Annotated in this window: 18 protein-coding genes and 6 pseudogenes; 10 read left to right on the top strand and 14 right to left on the bottom strand. The window is 66.1% G+C overall.

Going from position 1 to position 25,428, the window contains the following annotated elements; genetic code table 11:
- The first annotated feature begins 106 nt into the window (after positions 1-106).
- Positions 107-1,572 (top strand): annotated as a pseudogene (locus tag PIB19_RS23530) (flavin-containing monooxygenase).
- Here the strand turns inward: PIB19_RS23530 and PIB19_RS06545 are convergent.
- From PIB19_RS06545 to PIB19_RS06510, 8 genes and pseudogenes are all read right to left on the bottom strand, one after another.
- Positions 1,569-2,777 (bottom strand): flavin monoamine oxidase family protein, encoded by a 1,209-nt coding sequence (locus PIB19_RS06545; RefSeq protein WP_271240151.1) that lies wholly within the window; start codon positions 2,775-2,777, stop codon positions 1,569-1,571. The pseudogene PIB19_RS23530 and the gene PIB19_RS06545 overlap by 4 nt on opposite strands.
- A gap of 16 nt (positions 2,778-2,793) precedes the next feature.
- Positions 2,794-3,246 carry a MaoC family dehydratase gene (locus PIB19_RS06540; RefSeq protein WP_271240150.1) on the bottom strand — a complete coding sequence of 151 codons (453 nt, stop codon included), beginning with the start codon at positions 3,244-3,246 and terminating at the stop codon, positions 2,794-2,796.
- A 5-nt stretch (positions 3,247-3,251) separates the two neighbouring features.
- Positions 3,252-3,752: a GNAT family N-acetyltransferase gene (locus tag PIB19_RS06535; RefSeq protein WP_271240149.1), complete on the bottom strand. Its 501-nt coding sequence runs from the start codon at positions 3,750-3,752 to the stop codon at positions 3,252-3,254.
- A gap of 96 nt (positions 3,753-3,848) precedes the next feature.
- Positions 3,849-5,786: pseudogene (locus tag PIB19_RS06530) on the bottom strand (acetyl/propionyl/methylcrotonyl-CoA carboxylase subunit alpha).
- On the bottom strand, positions 5,783-6,106 hold the full coding sequence (locus PIB19_RS06525; RefSeq protein WP_271240148.1) for a DUF3088 family protein: 324 nt from the start codon (positions 6,104-6,106) through the stop codon (positions 5,783-5,785). The pseudogene PIB19_RS06530 and the gene PIB19_RS06525 overlap by 4 nt, the downstream one beginning before the upstream one ends.
- Positions 6,103-6,579: a DUF4440 domain-containing protein gene (locus PIB19_RS06520; RefSeq protein WP_271240147.1), complete on the bottom strand. Its 477-nt coding sequence runs from the start codon at positions 6,577-6,579 to the stop codon at positions 6,103-6,105. Before PIB19_RS06520 ends, PIB19_RS06525 begins: the two co-directional genes overlap by 4 nt.
- Entirely contained in the window at positions 6,576-7,082 is a 507-nt protein-coding gene (locus PIB19_RS06515) for a hypothetical protein (RefSeq protein WP_271240146.1), read from the bottom strand. Before PIB19_RS06515 ends, PIB19_RS06520 begins: the two co-directional genes overlap by 4 nt.
- Positions 7,083-7,144: 62 nt before the next feature.
- Positions 7,145-8,784, bottom strand: a pseudogene (locus tag PIB19_RS06510) (carboxyl transferase domain-containing protein).
- A 125-nt stretch (positions 8,785-8,909) separates the two neighbouring features.
- Between PIB19_RS06510 and PIB19_RS06505 the strand changes: the two are divergent.
- The 4 genes from PIB19_RS06505 (at position 8,910) to PIB19_RS06490 (ending at position 13,113) form a co-directional block, all read left to right on the top strand.
- On the top strand, positions 8,910-10,982 hold the full coding sequence (locus tag PIB19_RS06505) for a M13 family metallopeptidase (RefSeq protein ID WP_271240145.1): 2,073 nt from the start codon (positions 8,910-8,912) through the stop codon (positions 10,980-10,982).
- Between the two features lie 21 nt (positions 10,983-11,003).
- Positions 11,004-11,603 carry a hypothetical protein gene (locus PIB19_RS06500; protein ID WP_271240144.1) on the top strand — a complete coding sequence of 200 codons (600 nt, stop codon included), beginning with the start codon at positions 11,004-11,006 and terminating at the stop codon, positions 11,601-11,603.
- Complete coding sequence (locus PIB19_RS06495; RefSeq protein ID WP_271240143.1) at positions 11,563-12,180, top strand: SGNH/GDSL hydrolase family protein; 618 nt, start codon at positions 11,563-11,565, stop codon at positions 12,178-12,180. The genes PIB19_RS06500 and PIB19_RS06495 overlap by 41 nt, the downstream gene beginning before the upstream one ends.
- 435 nt (positions 12,181-12,615) lie before the next feature.
- The gene (locus PIB19_RS06490; RefSeq protein ID WP_271240142.1) at positions 12,616-13,113 is read left to right on the top strand and encodes a hypothetical protein; all 498 of its coding nucleotides are present in this window, start codon (positions 12,616-12,618) and stop codon (positions 13,111-13,113) included.
- Here PIB19_RS06490 and PIB19_RS06485 read toward each other — a convergent pair.
- The 6 genes and pseudogenes from PIB19_RS06485 to PIB19_RS06460 all read right to left on the bottom strand — a co-directional run bounded on the left by PIB19_RS06485 (position 13,101) and on the right by PIB19_RS06460 (position 19,000).
- On the bottom strand, positions 13,101-14,315 hold the full coding sequence (locus PIB19_RS06485) for an isovaleryl-CoA dehydrogenase (RefSeq protein ID WP_271240141.1): 1,215 nt from the start codon (positions 14,313-14,315) through the stop codon (positions 13,101-13,103). The two genes, PIB19_RS06490 and PIB19_RS06485, sit on opposite strands and share 13 nt — an antisense overlap.
- An 83-nt stretch (positions 14,316-14,398) precedes the next feature.
- Complete coding sequence (locus tag PIB19_RS06480) at positions 14,399-14,752, bottom strand: Rieske (2Fe-2S) protein (RefSeq protein WP_271240140.1); 354 nt, start codon at positions 14,750-14,752, stop codon at positions 14,399-14,401.
- 26 nt (positions 14,753-14,778) lie between these two features.
- Positions 14,779-16,054: pseudogene (gene hmgA / locus PIB19_RS06475) on the bottom strand (homogentisate 1,2-dioxygenase).
- 126 nt (positions 16,055-16,180) lie between these two features.
- Positions 16,181-17,221 carry a 4-hydroxyphenylpyruvate dioxygenase gene (gene hppD / locus PIB19_RS06470; protein WP_271240139.1) on the bottom strand — a complete coding sequence of 347 codons (1,041 nt, stop codon included), beginning with the start codon at positions 17,219-17,221 and terminating at the stop codon, positions 16,181-16,183.
- Between the two features lie 161 nt (positions 17,222-17,382).
- A complete protein-coding gene (locus PIB19_RS06465) occupies positions 17,383-18,729 on the bottom strand; it encodes an FAD/NAD(P)-binding protein (protein ID WP_271240138.1) in 1,347 nt (448 codons plus the stop codon).
- A gap of 4 nt (positions 18,730-18,733) precedes the next feature.
- Positions 18,734-19,000, bottom strand: coding sequence for a DUF6356 family protein (locus PIB19_RS06460; RefSeq protein WP_271240137.1), 267 nt, complete (start codon positions 18,998-19,000; stop codon positions 18,734-18,736).
- A gap of 101 nt (positions 19,001-19,101) precedes the next feature.
- Here PIB19_RS06460 and PIB19_RS06455 point away from each other — a divergent pair, with 101 nt between their 5' ends.
- From PIB19_RS06455 to PIB19_RS06435, 5 genes and pseudogenes are all read left to right on the top strand, one after another.
- Positions 19,102-20,775: an MFS transporter gene (locus tag PIB19_RS06455; protein ID WP_271240136.1), complete on the top strand. Its 1,674-nt coding sequence runs from the start codon at positions 19,102-19,104 to the stop codon at positions 20,773-20,775.
- Between the two features lie 54 nt (positions 20,776-20,829).
- A pseudogene (locus PIB19_RS06450) lies at positions 20,830-21,402 on the top strand (ANTAR domain-containing response regulator); the annotation flags it as partial.
- Positions 21,403-21,406: 4 nt separating this feature from the next.
- Positions 21,407-22,612: a CmpA/NrtA family ABC transporter substrate-binding protein gene (locus PIB19_RS06445; protein WP_271240135.1), complete on the top strand. Its 1,206-nt coding sequence runs from the start codon at positions 21,407-21,409 to the stop codon at positions 22,610-22,612.
- Between the two features lie 223 nt (positions 22,613-22,835).
- Positions 22,836-24,091, top strand: a pseudogene (locus PIB19_RS06440) (nitrate/nitrite transporter).
- A gap of 46 nt (positions 24,092-24,137) precedes the next feature.
- Complete coding sequence (locus PIB19_RS06435; RefSeq protein WP_271240134.1) at positions 24,138-25,337, top strand: alginate export family protein; 1,200 nt, start codon at positions 24,138-24,140, stop codon at positions 25,335-25,337.
- Positions 25,338-25,428: the final 91 nt, after the last annotated feature.

The following is a 25,428-nucleotide window of genomic DNA, read 5'->3' as shown; positions in this document are numbered from 1 at the left end:
ACTGCTTGGCTCTGGATCCCGGCTTTCGCCGGGATGACGAAAATGGTGGCGGATAGACTGGTTCAGCTACTTACACTTCTGTAAGCAGTCGAGTCAGGAGAGGCGAATGACCGAGCATTTCGACGTCGTGGTGGTGGGGGCCGGAATCTCCGGCATCGGCGCGGGCTATCACCTTCAGGCCAACAGCCCGGATCGCAGCTATGTGATCCTGGAGGGGCGCGGGCGGCTTGGCGGCACCTGGGACCTGTTCCGCTATCCCGGCATCCGCTCGGATTCGGACATGTACACGCTGGGTTTCTCGTTCAAGCCGTGGACCGATGCCAAGGCGATCGCGGACGGCCCTGCGATTCTGCGCTATCTCGACGAGACGGCGCGCGAATATGGCGTGGATCGGCACATCCGTTACGGTCACCACGTCAAGCGGGCGAACTGGTCGAGCGCCGACGCGCTGTGGACCGTGGTGGCGGATCGCGACGGCGCCGAAATCACCTTCACGTGCGCCTTCCTGTTCATGGCCACCGGCTACTACAATTACGCCCGGGGCCACACGCCCGACTTCGCCGGGATCGAGGATTTCAAGGGCCGGATCGTCCACCCGCAATTCTGGACCGACGATGTCGATTATGCCGGCAAGCGCGTCGTGGTGATCGGCAGCGGCGCGACCGCCGTGACTTTGGTGCCGGAGCTGGCGAAGCAGGCGGCGCATGTGACGATGCTCCAGCGTTCGCCCACTTATATCGTGGCGCGGCCGTCGGAGGATAAGATTGCCCAGTGGTTGCGGCGGAGGCTGCCGGCCAAGGCCGCTTATGGGATTACGCGGTGGAAGAACGTGCTGCTCCAGCAGTATTTTTCCGGGCGATGCGCAAGCGTCCGGACAAGGCGAAGAAGGCGATCGTCGACATGGTGCGGCAGGAATTGCCCGGGCATGACGTCGATACGCACTTCACGCCGCGTTATAACCCCTGGGACCAGCGGCTCTGCCTCGTCCCCGATGCCGATCTGTTCGCCTCCCTTCGCGAAGGAAAGGCGAGCGTCGTCACCGACACGATAGACCGCTTCACCCAAACCGGCATCCGGCTGGCATCGGGCGAAGCGCTGGAGGCGGACCTGGTGGTCACCGCAACGGGGCTCGAGATTCAGCTGCTCAGCGGCATGCCGGTGACGGTCGACGGCAAGCTATTCGAACCGGCGAAACATATGACCTACAAGGGCATGATGTTCTCCGACGTGCCCAATTTCGCGATTTCGTTCGGCTACACCAATGCCAGCTGGACGCTCAAATCGGATCTGACCGCCGGCTATGTGACCCGGCTGCTCAATGCGATGAAGAAGCGCGGGATGCGGCAAGTCACGCCGCGCGTGCAGGCGCCGGTCGAGGCGGCGCCCTTCCTCGATTTCACTTCCGGCTATGTCCAGCGCGCCGCGGCGCACCTGCCGCGGCAGGGAACGCGGAAGCCATGGCGGCTCCACCAGAATTATACGCGCGACGTGATGGCGCTGAAGTTCGGCGGAATCGACCAGGAGATGGAATTCTCCAACCCCCAGCCGGCGAAGGAGGCGGCGGTGGCCTAGAGCAGCGCCTTCGCCACGGCGACGCCGCTGTTATAGGCACCGTGGGCGGTGGAGAACTCGCCTTCCGAACAGGCTTCGCCGGCGAAATGGATGCGCGGGTCGACGGGAGTCGCCAGCACTTTGCGCGCTCCGTGCTTGCCGGGGAGCGCGTGGCTGTAGCTGCCGAGCACCCAGGTCTCGCGGCCCCAGGCCGATCCGGCGACGAAGCGGAGCTTCTTGCGCCATTCGCTGCCGAGAAGGCTGCAAAGTTCGCCGACCGCGAACGCAGCGGCGCCGTCCAGCCCCTCTTGCTCCATCGTCCGTGCACCTTCGCCGCCCAGCATGCACTCGACGACCGGCCGGCCGAAGGGCCGAAGCGTGTAGGTGCCGGTGATCGCGCTGCGCGGATTGCCGAGCAGATGTGCGTTGGCGTCGATCTCCTCGCCGTCCTCGAGCGTGAAGAACAATTTGTCGGCGAGGCCGAGCGGCAGTTCGGAGGCGGCGTGGAGGATCGTGTCGTGCCCGGGAAGGCGGATCGCACCGCTGGCGAGGACGTTGGTCGAGACGGTGACGATCGCGGTTTGGGCGCCGATCGTGCCGCGCGGCGTCTCGATCCGCAGCCGCGCGCCCGAGGGGCCGATCGCCGTCACCGGCGTCGCCAGCGCCGCCCGCAGCCCCGCCGCATGCGCCGCGACGAGCGCGCCATAGCCGTCGGCCACGCGCCAATCCACGTTGATCGCGGCCTCGTCATAGGCGCGCCAGTCGGTGACCGACATTTCGCGCATCGGCGCGCCGTTGATGTATCCGGAAAGCGCGTCGAGGCTTGCATTCCATTCGCCGTCGGGCGGCAGCAGGTCGGAAGCCAGATCGCTCGCTGGAGGCGTGGCCATCGCTTCCTGGAATGCCGCGAACGCGCTCCACAGCCCCTCCTGCTCGGCCTTGGAGAAACCCAGGCCGCGCCACTGCTCGCCCCAGCGCGGGCGCGCCCGGCAGACGGTGAACCCGTGCGCCTCGGCGATCGCGACCCAGGGGTTCTTCGGCGCCGAATGAAGCCAGCCCGCGCCCAGATCGATCGGCAGGCCGGCGACATGGACCGTGCGCGCGCGCCCGCCGAGCCGATCGCTCGCTTCGAGGATCAGCACCTCGCGGCCGGCGTCGGCGAGCGTGCGTGCCGCGGCGATCCCCGCCGCGCCGCCGCCGATCACCGCTATGTCGATCTCTTTCATCGCCCTCCAACGTCGCTCAGGCGGCCCGGCTCCGCAACAGCGCCGAACGCAGGCATTCGCAGACCAGTTCGTCGCGCTGGTTGTGCATCTGGTGGCGCCAGGTGACGATCCCCTGGCCGGGCCGCGACTTGCTGGCGCGGACTTCGGTCACTTCGCTCGACGCATGCAAGGTATCGCCGAGGAACACCGGCTTGGGCATCACCAGCTTGTCGTAGCCGAGATTGGCGACGAGCGTCCCCGCCGTGGTGTCGCCCACGGTGATCCCCACCATCAGGCTGAACGTAAAAGTGCCGTTGACGAGGATCTGGCCGAACTCGCTCGCCTTGGCTGCCTCGGCGTCGATGTGGAGCGGCTGGGTGTTGTGGGTGAGCGTGGAGAACAGCAGGTTGTCGGTCTCGGTCACCGTTCGGCGCAAGCTGTGCTCCACTCGGTCGCCTACCAGCCATTCATCGAAGAAGCGTCCGGCCATTGGTCTCAGTCCCTCAGATGGAGTTTCATGCCGACATGGCTCTGGACGAAGCCGAGCCGGGCATAGAATCGATGCGCCGCGGTGCGTGTCGCCGTGGAAGTGAGCTGGACGAGCTTGCAATCGCGCGCGCGGCATTGCTCGACCGCCCAGAGGATCATTTGCTCGCCGAGCCGCCGGCCGCGCAAGTCGCCGGCGATCCGCACCGCCTCGATCAGCCCGCGCCATGATCCGCGAAACGACAGGCCGGGAAGGAAGCTCAGTTGCATCGTGCCGATGATGCGGACGTCGAGTTCGGCGACGATCAGGCGCTGGTTGGGATCGGCATGGATCGCCTCGAACGCGGCGATGTAGCGCGGGTCGAGCGGCTCGCTCGGGTCCTCGCGGTGGCGCGCGGTTTCGTCGTCCCAGAGCAGTTGGACGATCGCGGGAAGGTCGGCGCGCGTCGCGTCGCGGAACAGGAGCGCGCCGGCATTGCCGTTCCGGGTCGCAATAGTCGGGCTGTCCATCTTGCTCCCACTTCTTCGTCCCAGTGCAAGCCGGGATCCCGGGTTTCGTGTCGTCCCGCCCGCGACTCTGGGCCCCGGCTTTCGCCGGGGTGACGGTTAGGCGAGCTTGTCGATTTTCACCAGCAATGTGCCCTCGCTCACCTGCGCGCCGGCTATGGCGTTGAGTTCGGCGACCATGCCGTCGAACGGCGCTGTCATCCCATGCTCCATCTTCATCGCTTCGAGTGTGACGAGGCGCTGGCCCTTGGTGACGGTGTCGCCGGTCGCGACTTCGACGGCGGTAATGCGGCCCGGCATCGGGGCGAGGATTGCGCCGTCGGCGACGCCGGCTCCCGCAGCCCCGTCGGTTCGCTCACGGCGGAACAGGAAACTCTCTCCCATGTCCGCCACCAGTATCTGGTGCCCCCTGATGATGGTCGACAGCATTGCAGGTTTCTCGACGGGACGATCGATCGCATAGCTTTCGCCTTCATAGCGAAGTCCGATCCGCATGCGTCGAGGCCCGTTAATGCGGAATCCGGCTAGGCTGCGCCAGGTCGAACCGGGATAGGGCCGAGGCTCACGACGGCTCTCATAGCGCCAGAGCTGAACGGATTCGGCATCCCCCATCTCGTCATACAGCACTGCCATTGCCGCAGAATCGATCACGGCTTGCGAAGGCGCGCCGGATCCGGCCAGCGCGGCTTCGTGCCGGGCGATGAAGCCGGTATCAAGATCCCCGGCGAGGAAGTCGGGGGCCGAAAGGCAGCGCGCGAGGAAGGCTGCGTTAGTCTTCACCGGCGCGATGACCGTGTTGTAACAGGCCGTGCGCAGGGATCGCGCGGCGCTTGCGCGCGAGATCGCCATGACTGACGATCTTGGCGATCATCGGATCATAAAAAGACGAGATTTCACTGCCAAGCGTGACGCCCGTTTCGATCCGGACGAAGTGCGCCTCGCCGATATCGAAGAAATCGAGCCGGCCGATGCTCGGCAGAAACCCCTTGGCCGGATCCTCCGCGTACAACCGCGCCTCCATCGCCCAGCCCTGGATCGCCAGCTCCTCCTGCCGCTTCGGCAGTTCCTCGCCGCTCGCCACCCGCAGCTGCCATTCGACCAGATCCTGCCCGGTGATCTCCTCGGTTACCGGATGCTCGACCTGCAGCCGCGTGTTCATCTCCATGAACCAGATGCGGTCGGCGCGCAGGCCTTCGGACGCGTCGGCGATGAATTCGATCGTGCCCGCGCCGACATAGTCGACTGCCTTGGCCGCGCGCACCGCGGCGGCGCAGATCGCTTCGCGTGTCGCTTCGTCCATGCCGGGGGCGGGGCCTCCTCGATCACTTTCTGGTGGCGGCGCTGGAGCGAACAGTCGCGCTCGAAGAGGTGGACGACATTGCCGTGGCTATCGCCGAACACCTGCACTTCGATATGGCGCGGCGAGAGGATGTATTTCTCGAGCAGCACCCGATCGTCGCCGAACGACGAAGCCGCCTCGCGCTTGCAGCTGGCGAGCGCGTCGTTGAAGTCGGCACTCGCGTCGACTCGGCGCATGCCCTTGCCGCCGCCGCCCGCCACGGCCTTGATCAGCACCGGATAGCCGATCGCGTCGGCCTCTGCCTTGAGCCGATCGGGCGACTGGTCCTCGCCGAGATAGCCGGGCGTTACCGGCACGCCGGCGGCGATCATCCGCGCCTTGGCGGCGTCCTTGAGGCCCATCGCACGGATGCTGTCGGGCCGGGGGCCCACCCAGACCAGTCCCGCATCGATCACCGCCTGTGCGAAATCGGCATTTTCGGAGAGGAAGCCATAGCCGGGATGGATCGCCTGCGCGGCCGTAGCCTTGGCCGCGGCGATGATCTTGTCGCCGACCAGATAGCTCTCACGCGCCGGGGAAGGGCCGATATGCACTGCCTCGTCGGCCTGCCGCACGTGCAGCGCCTTCGCGTCGGCATCCGAATAGACCGCGACCGTGCGGATGCCCATTTCCCGCGCGGTGCGGATGATCCGGCAGGCGATCTCGCCGCGATTGGCGATGAGGAGGGATTCGATCATGGATGCCGCTCCGGAAAGCCGTGGCGCTCCGCGAGAGCGGCGAGCAGTGCTTCGATTTCGTTGGCGAAACCAAAACTGCCGTCTTCTTTTGGCCACACGAGCGCGGGCAAATTCTGGTTGGCCTCGCCGATCGCCGCGACGACTGCCGCGCGCGGCCGCGGCCAGGGCACGCGGACCACGTCGATAGCGGCGGCGCGCTCGGGGAAGGTCGCGAGCAGGCCTTCGATCGTCATGCAGTCCTTGCAATAGAAGACGCGTTCGCCGCCCAGCGCGGGATCGGCGAATTCGTGCTCGAGCAGGAAGAGCGTGTCGCGGGTCATTTTGCCGGGCATCCCGCGATGCGCACCGACCAGGTGACGTTCTGGATTTTCCATTGCCCCGTCTCGCGCACCAGATCGAAATGCTGGAAGCCGCAATGGCGCACCGTGCCGTCGATCGCGAAGGTGTAAGGCCCCCAGACGCTCGCCATTTCGCCTTCCACCCGAATTTCCGGCGCGATCATGCGCTCCTCGTAGCGCTCCTTGCCGGGAGATGCCTCGGCCCAGGCGGCCAGTGGCACGTTGCGCACGGTCCGCGTGCCGTCGGGCTTCTCCATGATGACCGTCGCGGTGCCGGTGGCGCGAAGCTGCGCCGCAATCGCCGCGCTGTCGCGCGCGGTGATGCCGGCGAAGGCCGCGTCGATCGTCGCCAGCACTTTGGCTTGCTCGGCGTCGGCCGGAGAGAGCGTCATGAGGGCGCCGGTGTCGGCCGGCGAGAGCGCCATCAGGGCGCCGAGAAGCAATGCGAGGCTCACTGGCCCGGGCAGCCTGTCGTGCGGCGCGACCAGGTGACGTTGAGCACCTTCCACGTGCCGTTCTCGCGGATCAGATCGAAGTGATTGACTCCGCAATGCACGGCCTTGCCGTCGACCAGGAAGACATAGTCGCCCCAGGCCATTGCGATATCGCCGTCGACTTCGATCGCCGGGCTGGGCATCCGCTCTTCGAATTTCTCGGCGCCCGGCTTGAGCCCGGCGGCGAAATCGGCCCAGCTGCGGCTGTTCACCACGGGCGTGCCGTCGGGCTTGTTGCCGGCGGCGGTGGCACGCCCCTCGGCGCGGACAAAGGGCAGCGCCGCCTGGCCGTCGCGCGCGGCGATCGCGGCGAACAGCCCGTTGATCGGGGCGAGCACCGCAGCTTCCTCGGAAGCGGGCGGGGGCAGGGCGGTGCCCTTCACGATCGGCGCGACGGGAGTGGTTTGCGCCAGCGCAGGGAGAGGGGCGAGAAGGCCGAGGGCGACTGCGACAACAAGCTTCATAGCGGACCTTTCAGATCCTCCCCCGAGCAAGTCTCGGGGGAATAGTGGGAGGCTGCCCCTCATTACATCCGAAACACGCCGAATGCCGGGCGTTCGGGGATCGGTGCGTTGAGCGTCGCGGCCAGCGCCAGGCCGAGCACGTCGCGTGTCTGCGCAGGGTCGATGATGCCGTCGTCCCAGAGCCGCGCCGTGGCGTGCCACGGATTGCCTTCGTCCTCGTAGCGCTGGCGGATCGGGGCCTTGAAGGCTTCGGCTTCCTCGGGCGTCCATTTCTCGGCGTCGCGGTGGACCGTCGCGAGCACGCTCGCCGCCTGTTCGCCGCCCATCACAGAGATGCGGCTGTTGGGCCAGCTGAACAGGAAGCGCGGCGAATAAGCGCGCCCGCACATGCCGTAATTGCCCGCACCGAAGCTGCCGCCGATCAGCACCGTGATCTTGGGTACGGTGGCGGTGGCGACTGCGGTGACGAGCTTTGCGCCATGTTTCGCAATGCCTTCTGCCTCGTATTTGCCGCCGACCATGAAGCCCGAGATGTTCTGGAGGAATAGCAGGGGATGCGACGCTGGCAGGCGAGCTCGACGAAATGCGCGCCCTTTTGCGCGCTTTCGGAGAACAGGATGCCGTTATTGGCGATGATGCCGACCGGCATGCCCCAGATATGCGCGAAGCCGCAGACCAGGCTGGTGCCGTACAGCGCCTTGAATTCGTGGAATTCGCTGCCGTCGACGATCCGCGCGATCACTTCGTGGACGTCATAGGGCGCGCGGACATCCTCGGGGATGATGCCGTAGAGTTCTTCCACATCGTACTTCGGTGGCCGAGGCTCCCGGAGTGCTCCGGCGGAGGCCGGAGCGTTGGCGGCCAGGGCTCCGGCCTGCGCCGGAGCACAAGCAGAGCCCAGATGGCTGACGATGTCGCGGACGATGGTCAGGGCATGCTCGTCATTCTCGGCGACATGGTCGACTACGCCGGACTTGCGCCCATGCAGGTCGCCGCCGCCGAGATCCTCGGCGCTGATCACTTCGCCCGTCGCGGCCTTCACCAGCGGCGGGCCGGCAAGGAAGATCGTGCCCTGGTTGCGGACGATGACACTCTCGTCGCTCATCGCCGGGACATAGGCGCCGCCCGCGGTGCAGCTGCCCATCACGCAGGCGATCTGCGGGATGCCGAGCGCGGACATATTGGCCTGATTGAAGAAGATCCGGCCGAAATGATCGCGATCAGGGAACACCTCGGCCTGGTGCGGCAGGTTCGCGCCGCCCGAATCGACGAGATAGATGCAGGGCAGGCGATTAGCCTCGGCGATCTCCTGCGCGCGGAGATGCTTCTTGACCGTCATCGGATAATAAGTGCCGCCCTTCACCGTCGCGTCGTTGCACACGATCATGCACATGCGCCCGGAGACCCGGCCGATGCCGGCGATCATCCCCGCGCCGGGGACCTCGCCTTCGTACATGTCGCAGGCGGCGAGCTGGCCGATTTCGAGAAACGGGCTGCCCGGATCGAGCAACCGTTTGACGCGTTCGCGGGGCAACAGCTTGCCGCGGCTGGTGTGGCGTTCGCGCGCCGCTTCCGATCCGCCGAGGGCCGCCTTCGCGACATCGGCCCGCAGCCGCTCGGCCAGCGCGCGGTTGTACGCGGCGCGGGCGCGATATTCCTCTCCCTCGAGCGATACCTTGCTGTCGAGCACCGGAGCGCTCATTAGGGCATCCTTCCTGTCCTAGTTTTTCCCTGCCTACACCGGCCCCGGCGACTTGGGAAGACTGGCGCGCGCGTTCGCGCAGGAGTAGCACCCTGCACGAACGGACCTGAAAGGAGAGCCCGAACGTGACGACTCGCGCAGCGTTGTTTGCACTTCTTCTCGCAACCGCGGCCTGTACGCCCGGAACGCCGGCCGACAACGGCACCACGGCGACCGCCGGCACCGGCATCGGTGTAGACGTCGCGGGGCTGAACAAGAGCGTAAACCCCGGCGACGATTTCGAAGAGCGCGCCAATGGCGGCTGGCGCGCGAAGACCGAGATCCCGGCCGACCGCTCGAGCGTCGGCGCATTCCTCGAAGTCTACAACAAGGCCGAGGCGAACAACGCCGCGATCATCCAGGCAGCGCTCAAGGCCAACGCCGCGCCGGGCACCGATCAGCGGCGCATCGCCGATTGGTACAACGCATTCACCGATACCGCCGCGATCGAGCAGCACGGGCTTTCGCCGCTGGGCGCCGAGATGGATTCCATCGCGGAACTGGCGGACAAGAAGGCGCTGTCGGCGATGCTCGGCGCCAATATCCGCGCCGATGTCGATCCGCTCAACGCGACCAATTTCGAGACCGGGAACCTGTTCGGGCTGTTCATCAGCCAGGCGCTCGACCGGCCCGACGCCAATGTGCCCTATGTGCTGCAGGGCGGGCTCGGGCTTCCCGATCGCGATTACTATCTCTCCGACAAGCCCGAAATGGCGACGATCCGCAGCCAGTATCGCGCCTATATCGGCAAGCTGCTGAGCCTGGCCAACATCACCGAGCCCGATGCCCGGGCGCAGCGCGTGTTCGATCTCGAGACCAAGATCGCGCGGGCGCATACCGACATCGTCACCAGCCAGGACATCCACAAGGCAAACAATCCGTGGAAGAAGGCGGACTTCGCGAAGAAGGCGCCGGGGATCGACTGGGACGCCTTCTGGAATGCCGCGAGCCTAAGCGGGCAGCAGGATTTCGTCGTCTGGCATCCGCAGACCACCGCGGCACTGGCCAGGCTGGTCGAGAGCGAACCGCTGCAGGCGTGGCAGGACTGGCTGACCTTCCACCGCATCGACGAAGTCAGCGCAGTGCTGCCTGCGGCCTTCGATCAGGCGCATTTCGATTTCTTCAGCCGCACTCTCAACGGCCAGCAAAAGGCCCGCCCGCGTGACAAGCGCGCGATCGTCAGTGTCAACAACTGGCTCGGCGACGCAGTGGGCCAGCTCTACGTGAGGGACTATTTCCCCGCTTCGTCCAAGACGGACATCCAGCAGATGGTGAAGGGCATCCTCGCCGCGTTCGACAAGCGCGTCGCGGCGCTGCCGTGGATGGCGGAGACGACCAAGGCCGAAGCGCGCAAGAAGATCGCGGGCATGCAGGTCGGAATCGGCTATCCCGAGACGTGGCGCAGCTACGCCAGCCTCGAGGTCAAGGCCGACGATCCGGTCGGCAATCTGCGCCGCGCAGAGCTCGCCGAATATCGCCACCAGCTCGCCAAGATCGGCAAGACGCCCGATCGCGGCGAATGGTGGATGACGCCGCAGACGGTAAACGCCGTCAATCTGCCGCTGCAGAACGCGCTCAACTTCCCCGCCGCGATCCTCCAGGCGCCTTTCTATGATCCGGGCGCCGATGCGGCGGCCAATTACGGCGCGATCGGCGCAGTGATCGGGCACGAGATCAGCCACGGTTTCGACGATCTCGGCGCCAATTTCGATGCGACGGGACGGCTGCGCAACTGGTGGACGCCGGCCGACATGGCGCGCTTCAAGGCGAGCGGGCAGGCGCTGGTCAAGCAATTCAATGCCTATGAAGTGCTGCCGGGCGTGTTCATCAACGGCCAGCAGACGCTGAGCGAGAACATCGCCGACGTCGCCGGGCTGACCGCCGCTTATGAGGCGTATCACGCCTCGCTCGGCGGCAAGGAAGCGCCGGTGATCGGCGGGCTCACCGGCGACCAGCGCTTCTTCCTCGCTTATGCCCAGGCATGGCGCGAGAAATCGCGCGAGCAAACGCTGCGCGCACGCATCGCCACCGATGCCCATGCGCCGGCGCGCTGGCGTGCCCAGACGGTGCGCAACCTCGACGCCTGGTATCCCGCGTTCGGCGTGCAGGAGGGGCAGAAATTGTTCCTCAAGCCCGAGCAGCGCGTGAAGGTCTGGTAACAAGCCGAAAAGGAGAGAGCGATGCGGGGGATGCGGGTTTTCGTCGCGGCTGCGGCAGTGTTGCTGGTCGCGGCGGCACCGAATGGCGAGCGCTGGACGCGGGCCTGGACCGCGAGCATGTGGCAGGTGCCGGCCGAGCAGGCGAAGACGCTCGAGAACGTCACGATCCGCTCGGCGGTTCGTGTCGGTGCGGGCGGTGCCCAGCTCCGCCTCCGCCTCGCCAATGATTATGGCCCGGCACTGACGATCGGCGCGGCGACGGTGCGGCTCCCCGGCGGACAGGCAGTGCGCGTGACCTTCGGAGGTCAGGCCTCGGTGCGCGTGCCCGAGAGCGCGCCTTTGGTGAGCGATCCGATTGCGCTGCCGGTCAAGGCGTTCGACGTGGTCGAGGTCTCGCTCTTCTTCCCCGAGGCAACGCCGTTCAACACGGTCCACGACGTCGGCGGCCAGAAGACGCTGGTTTCGGCAGCGGGCGACCACACCACCGAGGATTTCGCGCCTGCCGAGCAATGGCGCCTGCGTCCGCTGATTGCAGGCCTCGACGTGCTGACCGCAAAGCCGCGACCGGTAGTCGTCGCGTATGGCGATCTCGATCACCGACAATGTCGGCTGCGCCAATGACGCGATGCCGCGCTGCCGCTGGGGCGACGTGCTCGGCCGGCGCTTCGCCGCGGCGGGGATGCCGCATGTCGTGATCACCCAGGCGATCTCGGGCAACCGCATCCTCGCCAACGGCACCGGCCCGAGCGCGCTTGCGCGCTTCGATCGCGATGTGCTGTCGGTGCCCGGCATCAGCCATGTCGTGCTGCTCGAAGGGATCAACGACATCGGCAATTCGGGCCGTCCCGTGAACGGCGTGGCGCGCCCGACGATCACTGCCGAAGCGCTGATCGCCGGCTACCGCCAGCTTGCGATCCGCGCGCATGAGCGCGGGATCAAGATCTACGCCATGACGATCCTGCCTTATGAAGGCGCGGGCTATTCGACGCCCGTGGGCGAGGCGATCCGGGTGCAGGTCAATAACTGGATCCGGACGTCGAAGGATTTCGACGCAGTGATCGACATGGAAAAAATCGTCGCCGATCCCGCCAACCCGAAGCGGCTGGCGGCGAATCTGCAGGGCGGGGATAATCTGCACCCCGACGGCCGCGGCGAGACGGCGATGGCCGAGGCGATCGATCTGCGCCTTTTTCGTTGAGAGAAATAGTTCCCAAGTGGATCGATACGAATTGCTGCATACTTGATAATGTTGGGCGGAAAGTATACTGGTTTAATTCCGAGATAGGCGCCGAACATGGGGTCTCGATGTCATAGGAGGTCCTTATGGTACGCTCCGTTGCTTTGCTTTTCATTGTATCGATCCTGCCGGTATCCGCCCTCGCGACGGAGACATGTCCGCCGAAGCCCCGCAAGCCTTGCCTAAACGCACCGCCGCCCAGTGGGCCGAGGACGGGGCCGATCATCCTTCCGAAAGACGATCAGTTCGCAAGATCGGCCGAATTCCGCGCGAAGCTTCGCGAATATCGGGGCCGCAGCGTCGCCGACTTCAAGGCAGGAAATATCAACAAAGCGACGCACGATACTGAGATGCGCGCGATAAACGGTGCGCTGAATCGGTCCGGAAACTAAGGCTTTGCCTGCCGTTTACTTTCCGCTGATCCGGGATTTCTACGCGAGCGTCGCGTTCGGGTTGGTCACGCTCGTGGCGCCGGCGCTGCTCGTCGCGGTCACGCTTGCGGCCGCGATGGCTTGGCTAGTGCGCGCCGCGGGCGCCCGCACCGGCTTCTCGCTGTCGTTCATCTTCATTCTCGCCTTCGCGCTAGTCGGCGTGGTTTCCGGAGCGATCGCGGGATGGACGCTGGAAGGAATCGTCGGCGCGGTGCTCGCCGCGGTGCTCGGCATGGTATCCTCGCTGCTCGCCTATCTTTTCGGCAAGGAAACGCTCCGCGCATGGCGTCCGGTTATTCCGCTGGCGATCGCCGCATTGCTGATCTCTACGCTCGTCGGACTGGTTCTCGGCGGATCGCGCCGAAGTCAGGTGATGACTCAAGCCGATTCGCTCGCGCGCGAAAGGCGGAGTTCGAGCATGTCTATCTGCCCGTGGAGGCGCAGCGGCGCTCAGCGATCATGAAGCGGTGCATCGACGAGAGCGCGAACGCCACCGATGCGGCGGACTGCGGCTAGGTCAGCCCCCACCAATTCGCGTCCGATCAGCATCCGCCGGATCTCGTTCGTCCCCGCGCCGATATCGAGCAGCTTGGCGTCGCGGGCGAAGCGTTCGACCGGCCAGTCCTTGGTATAGCCCGCGCCGCCCAGTGCCTGGATCGCCTCGAGGCTCACCCTGACGGCATTCTCCGAAGCGAGCAGGATCGCCCCCGCCGCATCGAACCGCGTGGTGCGGCCCGCATCGCAATTCTTGGCGACGGTATAGACATATGCCCGCGCCGAATTGAGCGCGACGTACATGTCCGCCACCTTGGCCTGCATCAGCTGGAAATGCCCGATCGGCTGCCCGAACTGTTTGCGTTCGCGCAGATAGGGCAGGACGACGTCGAGGCACGCCTGCATGATCCCGAGCTGGATCCCGGCGAGCACGGTGCGTTCGTAATCGAGCCCCGACATCAGCACCCCGACGCCGCCGTTGAGCGGCCCCATCACCTGCTCCTCGGAGACTTCGCAATCGTTGAACACCAGTTCCGCCGTCGGCGAGCCGCGCATCCCCATCTTGTCGATCTTCTGGCCGATCGAGAAACCGGGCATGTCCTTCTCGATCAGGAAGGTCGTGATGCCGCGCGAACCCTCGCCGGTCTTCGCATAGACTACGAGCGTGTCCGCGTAAGTTGCGTTGGTGATCCAGAATTTCGTGCCGTTGAGGACATAGCCGTTGGCGGTCTTCTCGGCGCGCAGCTTCATCGAGACGACGTCGGATCCTGCGCCTGCCTCGGACATTGCCAGGCTGCCGACATGCTCGCCCGAGATCAGCTTGGGGAGATATTTGGCCTTCTGCGCGGGGCTCGCCCAGCGGCTGATCTGGTTGACGCAGAGGTTCGAATGCGCGCCGTAGGAGAGGCCGATCGAAGCCGAGGCGCGGCTGACTTCCTCGCACGCAATGACGTGCTCGAGATAGCCGAGCCCGAGCCCGCCATATTCCTCGTCGACTGTGATGCCGTGCAGTCCGAGCTCGCCCATCGCCGGCCAGAGCTCGCGGGGGAACCAGTCCTCTGCATCGATCTTCGCGGCAAGCGGCTCGATCCGCTCCTTTGCGAAGCGCGCTGTGGTGTCGCGGATCATGTCGGCGGTGTCGCCGAGACCGAAATCGAGCGTGGGTTCCATCCTGCCTCTCCCGTGCTGATTTGTCAGCAATGCTGTCCTATTTGCTTCGCTTTTCGCCGATCTCGCCGCTCGGCACAAGGGCCTCAGGCGGTGACGATCATGCCGTCCGCCACCGCCACCGGCCAAGGCTGGAGCCGCGCGCCGACGCACGGTCCGCCGACGCAAATACCGTCCTCGATGCGATAGAGCGCGCCGTGCCAGCTGCACTGGATGTGGCCGGCGTTCGGCGTGAGATAGTCGTCGAGCTTCTGCGCGAGCGGCAGCGCCATGTGCGCGCAGATGTCGACATAGCCGTGGACGGCATCGCCCTTGCGCACGACGAAGCCGTGGAAGCGGCCGGCGCGCAGTTCGAGGACGAAATTGCGGGCGGTGTCGTCGGGGATGAGGGCGAGCGGGCCGAGGGTGACGCCTGCGGGTGTGGTGATGAGGCGGTCCATCTAGTTCCTCCCCGTGCCGGGGAGGATCAAGGGAGTTTCGCCTTCGGAAACCCCTTCCATGCCGCATCATAGTCCGGCTGCGCCCGCTCCAGCGCGAACCGGGTCGGGCGGTAGGGCCAGCACGTCTCGACCATGAACGCCATCGTCCCCTCGATCTTGTGCGGCTTGAGGTCGGCGTTCGACGCGCCCTCCCAGCTCGCGAGATCGGGCCCGTGCCCCGACATCAGATTGTGCAGCGAGAGCCCGCCCGGCGCGAAACCCTCCGCCTTGGCGTCGTACGCGCCGGTGATCAGCCCCATCGCCTCGCTCATCACGTTGCGGTGGAACCAGGGCGGGCGGAACGTGCCCTCGGCCACCATCCAGCGCGGCGGGAAGATCACAAAATCGGCGTTGGCGCGGCCGGGAACGTCGCTGGGCGAAGTGAGCACGGTGAAGATCGACGGATCGGGATGGTCGAAGCTCACAGTGTTGATCGTGTTGAACCGCGACAGATCGTAGCGCCATGGCGCCAGGTTGCCGTGCCACGCGACCACGTCGAGCGGCGAATGATCGAGCGTCGTGGTCCACAGGCTGCCGAGATATTTCTGGACGACCTCGGTGGGCTCGTCGCGATCCTCGAACCAGGCAGCGGGAGTCTCGAAGTCGCGCGGATTGGCGAGCCCGTTGGCGCCGATGGGTCCGAGATCGGGCAGCCGGAACAGCGCGCCGTGGTTTTCGGCGACATAGCCGCGCGCCTCGCCGTCGGGGAGCAAGGCGCGGAACTTCACGCCGCGGGGGATCAGTGCGATCTGGCCGGGCGCTATTTCGACCCGACCCAGCTCGGTGAGCAGCTGGAGCCGGCCCGCCTGGGGAATGAACAGCAATTCGCCATCGGCATCGACGAAGACCCGGTCGGTCATGTCCTTGTTGGCGGCGTAGAGGTGAACGGCGACTCCTCGAGATCGGAGGGATCGCGGTTGGCCAGCATCGTGGTCATGCCGTCGATCAGGTCGGCCGGTTCGATCGGACCGGGGATCGGGTCCCAGCGCAGGCGATTGGGGGCAGGGGCTCCTGCACCGTGCCGGGGGCGAAGTTCCCGGCGCCCTGATAGCGAGTGAAGGGCGGATGCTCGGCGGTGGGACGCAGGCGATAGAGCCACGAGCGCCGGTTCTCGTGCCGCGGCGCGGTGAAGGCAGTGCCCGAAAGCTGCTCGGCATAGAGGCCGAAAGCGGGCTTTTGCGGGCTGTTGCGCCCGACGGGCAGCGCGCCGGGTACGGCCTCGGTCGAGATATGGTTGCCGAAGCCGGGGAAATAGTCGGTCATTCTGCGTCCTCGGATTTAGCCCGGTCCGTCATCCCGGCGAAAGCCGGGATCCAGAGCAGCAGGCGAGCCGGCAGAGAAACTCTGGGCCCCGGCCTTCGCCGGGGTGACGTTGTGGATTATCCTTCCTCAGGCGTCGACCTTGATAACTCCGCGGCGGATCTGGTCCAGTTCGATGCTTTCGAACAGCGCCTGGAAATTGCCGTTACCGAAACCTTCATTGCCCTTGCGCTGGATGATCTCGAAGAAGATCGGGCCGAACATGTTCTCGGTGAAGATCTGGAGCAGCAGGCCTTCGCCATTCTCGACGCTGCCGTCGATCAGGATGCGATTCTTGCGCAGCCGCTCGACATCCTCGCCATGGCCGGGGACGCGCTTGTCGATCAGCTCGAAATAGGTCTCGATCGTGTCCTGCAGCTTCACGCCGCGGGCGCGGAGGCGCTCGACGGTGTCGTAGATGTCGGGCGTGGTCAAAGCGAGGTGCTGGATGCCCTCACCGTGATATTCGCGGATGAATTCCTCGATCTGGCTGGCGTCGTCCTGGCTCTCGTTCAGGGGAATGCGGATGGCCTTGTCGGGGGCGATCATCGCCTGGCTGAACAGCCCGGTGGCCTGGCCCTTGATGTCGAAATACTTCTGCTCCTCGAAGTTGAAGAGCGTCTTGTAGAATTCGCTCCACACCCGCATCTGGCCGCGGCGGACATTGTGAGTGAGGTGATCGAGCAGGTCGAGCCCGACATTGTTCTCCGCCTCGGCTTCCTGCCAGCCGGGGACCTCGGCCCAGTCGGCATAGAGATCGATGCCGTCCTGGATGAAATAGAGATACGAACCGCCGATGCCGGTGATGACGGTGTCGTCCTCATCGGTCGGCTGCGCACCGTTCTCCAGCGCCCATTTCATCGCGGCTTCGGGATCGGCGACGCGGAACGCCATCGCGCTGGCCGAGGCGCCGTGCTCGTTGCGGAACTGCGCGACGCGGCCGTCGGCGTCGCGGTTGAGCATCAGGTTGATGCGCCCCTGCTTGTAGCGCGTGATGTTCTTGGTGAGGTGCCGGTGCGACGGCACGAAGCCGAGCTGTTCGAACTGACGCGCCATCGCCTCAGGGTCGGGCGACGTGAATTCGACGAACTCGAAGCCGTTGAGGCCGAGCGGATTTGCGGAATCGGTCATGGCGCGGGAAATACGCTCGGCGCCAGATAGTGTCAATTGATACTAATTCGAGCCGGCGCACTTGTCCGTCACCCCGGCGAAAGCCGGGGCCCAGAGTCGCATAGTCTCGACCTTTGTCGCTCTGGATCCCGGCCTTCGCCGGGATGACGAAGTAAAGCGGACTAGAGCCCTTCGCCGCCGACCCAGTGCGCGTTGGAGAGGCGGCGCGCGACATTCCATGTCTGGGTGCGGATGTCGGGCACCGCGACGATCTCCCAGAAGGCACCGCGCGTCATCGGCCCCAGCGCGTAGAGATCGGGGTTCGCCGTCCCGTCGGCGTTGATCGTCTGGCCCTGATTGTCGACATCGATGCCGAGATGCGCCGCGTCGGGACGGATCAGCCCTCGCGCGGCGAGCTTCTGGAGCAGGGGCTCCTCGGTGCGGGCGAGATCGCCCAGTGGGCCGGTGCAATTGACGATGCGCTGGGCGAGCAGGGTCTCGACCGCATCCGCGCCGCGGCGGCGGAGCTGGATCGCGATGCCGTCGGCACGCTCGTCGAAGCCCATCGTCTTGCCGGCGATCACTTCGAGCTGACCACGTTCGATCACTGCCATCAGGCGCGCGTAAACCTCGGGCGCGAGGCGATGGCGGTGGACGTCCCACCACGGCCGCAGATGGCGCAGGAAGCGGGCGCGCTCGTCCTCGCTGGCATTGCCCCACATCGCCTGGGTAAAGGGGCGGAGTTCATCCACGGCGTTGCGCCAGCCGATCGCCTCGCCGCGGCTGCGCACGGTCTGGAGCAGGCGCGAGGCAGTGGTGGCCGGGCGCTCGTCGATCCTCTGCCAGTCGCTGCCGGGACCATGCGGGCGCGGCAGCAACCCGCGGCGCGACAGCGCGACGATCTTGCCGCGAAAGCCGCGCGCATCGAGGAGCAGCACGACGTCGATCATGGTCAGGCCGGTGCCGATGATCAGCACGGTATCGGCGTCCGAGAGGTTCTCGGGCACGCTCGCGGCCCACGGATCGCCCTTGTAGCGCTCGGCCGAGAGCTTGTCTGGGTCGAGCCCGGGCGGATCGTGCGGCGGCAAATTGCCGACGGCGAGCACCGCGGCGTCGGCATCGAGCGTGCGGCCGCGCAATTCGATCCTTACGCCGCCGTCGAGCCGCACGTCCTGCACCTCGTCGCGCAGCAGCGTGAGTCGCCCGCTCGGATCCTTGAGCGCGGCCTCGAGCAGCTCGCGCAGATACTCGCCATACGTGACGCGGGGGATGAACGCGGCAGGCGCATCCTGCACGCCGCGGGCTTCGAGCCAGCGAACGAAATGCGAGGGGTCGTCCGGAAAGGCGCTCATATTGGCGGCGCGGACATTGAGGACGTGGCTCGGATGCGCAGCGCCATAAGCGAGGCCGGTGCCCGCCACCGGCGCGCGCTCGATCAGCGTGGCGCGCGGACCTTCGTGGCGGAGCAGGTTGATCGCCTGCAGCGTGCCCGAAAACCCCGCGCCGATGATGGCGACATGCTCGATCACGCGGCTAGATTTCGTATTCGATCTGCCACTCGGGCTGCTGGAACGCCGGGCGCTCCTGCGAGAAAGCGGGCTGGCGCGCTTTCATCTGGGTGTAGAGTTTCTTGACCGTGTCGCTCGCGGTGCGGGCGAACAGGAAGGGCAGTACCGCGTGCACAACGCAGGCTGCACCCCCGACGATCATGCTGAAGCCGAAGCGCGACGCGGTGGCGGCGTGCTCGCCATAGCTCTCGCCGACGCTGCGCGGGTGAGAGAGGAAGAAACGGTCGATCATGGAGCGCTGCTTAGGCCGATGCGGCGGCGCTGTGAAGCGCCAGGGGTTTGCAGCCGCGCCTGCATGTGGTTTGGGTGAGCGATAACAAAGGGGAGCGATTCATGGCCGAAGCAGCGGGGCAGCCCGACCACCACCAGGCGACGCAGAACGAGAAGCTGGTGATCGCGGCATCGTCGCTGGGCACGGTCTTCGAATGGTATGATTTCTACCTCTACGGGCTGCTCGCGACGATCATCTCGGCCAAGTTCTTCTCGGGCGTGAACGAGACCACCGGATTCATCTTCGCGCTCGCCGCCTTCGCCGCGGGCTTCGCGGTGCGGCCGTTCGGCGCATTGGTGTTCGGCCGAATCGGCGATCTCGTCGGCCGGAAGAACACCTTCCTCGTCACCATGGCGATCATGGGCCTGTCGACCTTCACCGTCGGCCTTCTGCCCAGCTACGCGTCGATCGGCGTCGCCGCGCCGGTGATCCTGATCGTGCTCCGATTGGCGCAGGGCCTCGCGCTCGGCGGCGAATATGGCGGCGCCGCGACCTATGTCGCCGAACATGCCCCCAACAACAAGCGCGGGCTCTACACCAGCTGGATCCAGACCACGGCAACCCTTGGCCTGTTCGCAGCTCTGCTCATCGTGATCGGCACGCGCTGGATCATCGGCGAGGCGGCGTTCGCCGACTGGGGCTGGCGCGTGCCGTTCCTGATCTCGATCGTGCTGCTCGGCGTCTCGATGTGGATCCGGCTCCAGCTCAACGAGAGCCCGGTGTTCAAGAAGATGAAGGACGAGGGCACCACATCCAAGGCGCCGCTGACCGAGGCGTTCGGCCGCTGGAGCAACCTGCGCCTCGTGCTGATCGCGTTGTTCGGCGCGGTCGTGGGGCAGGCGGTGGTCTGGTATACCGGCCAGTTCTACGCTTTGTTCTTCCTTGAGAAGACGCTCAAGGTCGATGGCTGGACGACCAACATCCTGATCGCGATCGCGCTGGCGATCGGCACGCCGTTCTTCGTGTTCTTCGGCTGGCTGAGTGACCGCATCGGGCGCAAGCCGATCATCCTCACCGGGTGCGCGATCGCCGCGGCAAGTTATTTCCCGCTGTTCGGCATGCTCACCGAAGCCGCGAACCCCGCGCTGGCGCATGCGCAGCGTGACGCGCCCGTGATCGTCACCGCCGATGCCGCCGAATGCTCGTTCCAGTTCGATCCGATCGGCAGGAACAAGTTCGATCGCTCGAGCTGCGACATCGCCAAGGCATTCCTCGCCAAGCAGGGCATCGGCTATCGCAATATCGAGGCCCCGGCGGGGACGACGGCAGTGGTCCAGATCGGCGCGCAGCGTGTGCCGGCCTATGATCCGCGCAAGGACCCGCTGCAGGAGAGCGCCGTCGCCGCCGTCGGTATCGCCGATTTCCAGGATGCCGCCAAGGCGGCCCTGGCGGAGGCCGGCTATCCCGCCAAGGCCGATCCCGCCGCGATCAACAAGCCGATGGTCGTCGCGGTGCTCACTGCGCTCGTCCTGCTGGTGACGATGGTCTACGGGCCGATCGCGGCGATGCTGGTCGAACTCTTCCCGAGCCGCATCCGCTACACGTCGATGTCGCTGCCTTATCATATCGGCAATGGCTGGTTCGGCGGCTTCCTGCCGGCGACGGCGTTCGCGATGGTCGCGGCGACCGGGGACATCTATTATGGCCTCTGGTATCCGGTGGTCGCGGCGATCGTGACGCTGATCGTGGGGCTTTTCCTGCTGCCCGAGACTCACAAGCGCTCGATCGACGATTGACCGGACGTATCGCGGGCCTCCATTAGACCCGCGACTTGTGGTGGAAGTGCGTCCTTGCGGATCGTGATCGTCGACGACAGCGGATTGCGCGCGACCGTGCTCGAAGAGGGGCTGCGGGACGCGGGCTATGACGACATCCATGTCGTGCCGCCGCAAGGCGCGTTCGTCGCCAAGATCGAGCGGATGGCGCCCGACGTGGTGCTGATGGATCTCGGCAGCCCGAGCCGCGACACGCTGGAGGAGATGCTCGCGGTCAGCCGTGCGCTGGCCCGGCCGATCGCGATGTTCGTCGATCAGTCCGACGATGCGATGATCGGCGCGGCGATCGATGCCGGAGTTTCGGCCTATGTCGTCGACGGGCTCCGGAAAGATCGGGTGAAGCCGATCCTCGATCTCGCGATCCGGCGCTTCAATGCCTTTGCGCGGATGCAGAGCGAACTCGACGAAGCGCGGACGGCGCTCGCCGATCGCAAGACGATCGATCGCGCCAAGGCGATATTGATGCAGACGCGCGGGCTCGCCGAGCCGGACGCCTATGCACTGCTGCGCTCGACCGCGATGAACCAGAACAAGCGTATCGCCGACGTGGCCGAGGCGCTGATCACCGCCCACAGCCTGCTCGGGGGCAGCCATGACGCCGCTATCGATTGCCTTCCTCCCGCTCACCGACAGCGCACCCCTGGTCGCGGCCCGCGCGAAGGGTTTTGCGGAGGCGCAGGGCATCGACCTGAGCCTGGTGCGCACCACCTCCTGGGCGACGCTGCGCGACCGGCTGGTTTATGGCCAAGTGCAGGCGGCGCACATGCTCGCGCCGCTCGCCATCGCCGTGAATCTCGGCCTCAGCCAGCATCCCGCGGCGCTTTCGGCGCCGTTCAAGCTCAACGTCAACGGCAACGCGCTGGTGATGGCTAGCGAATTCGCGCAGGCGCTCGATCCCGATCCGGCCAAGCGCGTGCACGATCCCGAAGCGGTCGCGCACGACTTCGCCAATGCGATCGGGCTCTACAGGCGCAAGCCGGTGATCGGCGTGGTGCATCGCTTCTCCAGCCACGCGCTGATGCTGCGCTATTGGCTCGGTTATGCCGGGGTCGAGCCCGATCGCGACGTTCATCTGCGGGTGCTGCCGCCCTCGTTCATGGTCGAGGCGTTGCGGCTGGGCGAGATCGACGGGTTCATCGCCGGCGAGCCGTGGAACAGCATCGCCGTGGCCGAGGGGCTGGGCGAGATCGTTGCCGCCGGAGTCGATATCTGGAAGCGCGGCGTCGAGAAGGTGCTGGCGATGCGCACCGACTGGATGGAGGCGAACGCCGAGACCGTCGATCGCTTGCTGGTCGCGGTATCGCAGGCGGCGGCGTGGTGCGACGATCCGGCCAATCGCGAGGAACTGGCGCACTTGCTCGAACGGCCCGAACATGTCGGTCAGCCGGCGGAGTGGATCATGGCGGGGTTGAGCGGCCGACTTGTGCTGCGCTGCGGCGACGCGCCGGTCGACATTCCGGACTTCCTGCTCTTTCACCGCGAGGCTTCGGGTTTTCCGTGGCGGAGCCAGGCGCTGTGGATCTATTCGCAGCTCGTGCGCTGGGGAATGGTGAAGGCCGATGCGGCGACCGAACGCCAGGCCGCCGACGTGTTCCGCCCCGACATCTATCGCCGCGCATTGGGCGGGGCAGGGCTGCCGATGCCCGGCGCGAGCATGAAGGTGGAAGGCGCGCTGACCGCGCCGCTGCCGGTGGGAGCCCATCGGGGCGCATTGACCCTGGGCCCCGACCGATTCTTCGATGGCGCGGTGTTCGATCCCGACGATATCGCTGGATATCTTGCTGCACTTGCGCGGTAATCGCAGATAAGTTTTTTGCACTTGCGAAATGTTTCTGAATGATGAAGCTATGAACCAACGCGCGATGTAGCGCGTCCACGGAAGGCCACCCAGCGCCGGGACGGTCTTCCTCCATATCATCAGCAAAGCCGCTGTCCGGTCCCTGCATGCGCGGGAAGCCGGAGGCGGCTTTTTCGTGCCTGCAGGGCACCGGGGAGTTCGGGCGATGAAGATTGCAGAACTGATGCGCGAAGGTTTCGATTATGCCGGGGGCGGCGCGGACGTGGATCCGGCGCCGGCGCGTGCGAAGTCGAGCTTCTGGCAATCGGGGCACACGCCGACATTGATCGCGGCGTTCCTCTATTTCGATCTGGCGTTCATGGTCTGGGTGCTGCTCGGGCCGCTCGCGCCCGAAATCGCCAAGACGCTGCAGCTGACCGCAGCGCAAAGGGGCTGATGGTCGCCACGCCGACGCTGGCGGGCGCGCTGCTGCGCGTCGTCAACGGGCTGCTGGTCGACCGGATCGGACCCAAAAGGGCAGGGGCGATCAGCCAGGTCATCGTCATCGTCGGGTTGTTCACGGCCTGGGTGATGGGCGTGAACAGCTTTGCCGGCACGTTGGCGCTTGGTGTGATCCTCGGCTTTGCCGGGGCGAGCTTCGCGGTCGCGCTGCCGCTGGCCAGCCGCTGGTATCCGCCCGAGCACCAGGGCAAGGCGATGGGGCTTGCCGGCATGGGCAATTCGGGCACCGTGCTCGCCGCCTTGTTCGCGCCGACGCTCGCCAAGCTCTTCGGGTGGAATTCGGTGCTGGGACTGGCCTGCATTCCGCTGGCGATCGTCCTCGTCGCATACATGTTCATGGCGAAGGACGCGCCCAATGCGCCCGCGCCCAAGAATCTGACGGCCTATTTCCAGCCGCTCAAGCTGCCCGATGCGTGGTGGCTGATGGGCTTCTACGCCGTCACCTTCGGCGGGTTCGTCGGTCTGGCGGCGTCGCTGCCGATCTACTTCACCGATCGGTTCGGGCTGAGCACGATCACTGCCGGCTATTGCACTGCGGCCTGCGTGTTCGCCGGATCGCTGGTGCGACCGCTGGGCGGCGCGCTGGCAGACCGGATCGGTGGCGTGAAGGCGCTGTCGGGCGTGTTCGTGGTGGCGGCGCTGGCGCTGGCGGGGGTCAGCATGGCCCAGAGCGTGACGAGCGCGCTGGCGCTCTTCGTCCTTGCCATGCTCGCGCTCGGCACCGGCAATGGATCGGTGTTCCAGCTCGTGCCGCAGCGCTTCCAGGCCGAGATCGGCGTGATGACCGGGCTGGTCGGCATGGCCGGCGGGATCGGCGGCTTCTATCTCGCCTCGTCGCTGGGTTTCGCCAAGCAGCTCACCGGCAGCTTCTCGGCGGGGTTCCTGATCTTCGCGGCGCTGGCGCTGGTGGCACTGGCCGGACTGCTGCTGGTCAAGGCGCACTGGCGCTCGACCTGGACCAGCGGCGCGCGTATCTGAACGCGAGGGACGGGGCTCAGCCTCCGTCCCGCAGAAGGGGACCGATATGAAATTCACGTTGTTTACGGCGGCCGGTCTGGCCGTTGCGGGGCCGGCGTGCGCCCAGGAGATCAAGCCGCTGGTCGAGGCGCGCGTGCGTTACGAACATGGCGAGCAGGACGGGCTGGCCGAGGATGCCGAAGCGCTGACGGTGCGGGTGCGCGCGGGCGTGCAGGCCTCCACCGGGCCGTGGACCGCTTTGGTCGAGGCGCAGGGCACGATGGCGGTGATCGACGAGTTTTATGACGGGCTCCACGGCGCCGCGACGCGGCCGCTGGTGGCGGATCCGGAGAATATCGCGCTCTACCGCGCCCAGATCCAGTACAAGACCAAGGCGTTCGCGGTCACTGCCGGGCGGCAGCGGATCGCACTCGACGATGAGCGCTTCGTCGGGAACGGCGCTTTCCGCCAGAATAGCCAGACCTTCGACGCGGTGCGGGTCGAACTCACCCCGCTCAAGGGCCTCAAGGCCGATGTCAGCTACGCCTGGGACGTGCGGACGGTCTGGGGCGTCGAGGGCAATGGCGCGCGGCCACCGGGGATCGGCGGCGACAATGTCTTCGCCAATTTGTCGTACGCGACGCCGGTCGGGACACTCACCGGCTTCGCCTATCTGATCGATCAGGACGAGGCCGCGGTGCAGGGCTATCGGCTGTCGAGCCAGAGCTATGGCGTGCGGCTGGCGGGAGCGCAGAAGCTGTCGGCGGCGGCGAAGCTCTCGTACCAGGCGAGCTATGCGACCCAGTCCGAATATGGGCACAATCCCAACGACTATCGCGCGGACTATTATCTGCTCGATGCCGGGCTGGAGGTTTCCGGGTTCAAGCTGGGCGCCGGCTATGAAGTGCTCGGCGCCGACAAGGGCGTGGCGCTGACTTCCTTCCAGTTTCCGCTAGGCAGCAATGTCAAGTTCGAGGGCTGGGCCAACAGGTTCCTGTCCACCCCGCCCGACGGCGTGCGCGATCTCTATGGCAGCCTCGGCTATGGCTGGAAGGCCGCGGGGCCGTTCAAGGGCGTGTCGCTGCAGGCGGTCTATCATCGCTTCGAAAGCGACCGGCTGGTGCGCCATTATGGCGACGAGCTCGATCTGCTCGCCAGCGGCAAATTGGGCAAGACGACGGTTTCGGTGCGCTACGCCGATTACAATGCGGACCTGTTCGCTACCGACACCAGGAAGCTGTGGCTGCAGCTCGATTGGGCGCTTTAACTTTCTTCGTCATCCCGGCGAAAGCCGGGATCCAGAGTCGCGAACGACACGGCACAGAAACTCTGGGCCCCGGCTTTCGCCGGGGTGACGG

The sequence above is a fragment of the Sphingomonas sp. 7/4-4 genome (assembly GCF_027941955.1).
Lineage (GTDB): Bacteria > Pseudomonadota > Alphaproteobacteria > Sphingomonadales > Sphingomonadaceae > Sphingomonas.
This window is presented reverse-complemented; position numbering and strand designations above follow the sequence as displayed.